Consider the following 548-nt stretch of genomic DNA (forward strand, 5'->3'; position numbering starts at 1 on the left):
CGGGCGTCGGCTCACCTTGCGGCCGCCCGTTGCCGTTGCTGTTGGGTGCCGCCTCGATCGCTTCCCCCCGATCCATCTGTCGGGCTATAGCCAGTAGCTCATCGGCAAACTCTGCGGGGACGCGGATCGGGACGGTCGGGGTGTGGTCCCATTTCGGCTGTTTTAGTCCGCTGGTGTCGGGGTTGTAGTTGGCCATACTGCTCATAACTCTATCTTTGTACATTGATACATTTGTCATTGTACATTGATACGAGTCAAGCGTCCCATGTCGGGTTGTCCGGCATCTCCGGGCGAACCGCCACGCCGTCCGGTTGCCACCTGGCAATATTGACCTATCAATGTACATTGATAACCGGACGGGCGATCGCCCCCCTCTCAGACTTGCCAACTGGCAACCGTCCCAAAACCGCGTCTGTCCGTGTCGCTGGCGGCGGTGGTGTCGGCTCATCCATTTCTGTGGTGGGGGGGTTCACCCCTACCCCCAATTTACTTTATTCACCCATTTTGATGGATCTGATGGATCGTGGTGTCTGTAATGCTTGTGTAGA

1 protein-coding gene and 1 pseudogene are annotated in these 548 nt (G+C 57.1%); one reads left to right on the forward strand and one right to left on the reverse strand.

The genetic code is table 11. From position 1 onward, the window contains the following. Window positions 1-223: pseudogene (locus tag LKE08_RS05150) on the reverse strand (hypothetical protein); the annotation flags it as partial. 14 nt (window positions 224-237) lie between these two features. Between LKE08_RS05150 and LKE08_RS05155 the strand changes: the two are divergent. Further along, window positions 238-548: hypothetical protein (locus LKE08_RS05155; RefSeq protein WP_324703126.1), on the forward strand; the 311-nt coding region annotated here is incomplete at its 3' end.

This window comes from Lyngbya sp. CCY1209, from assembly GCF_035615495.1.
In the GTDB taxonomy this organism is placed as follows: domain Bacteria; phylum Cyanobacteriota; class Cyanobacteriia; order Cyanobacteriales; family Microcoleaceae; genus Limnospira.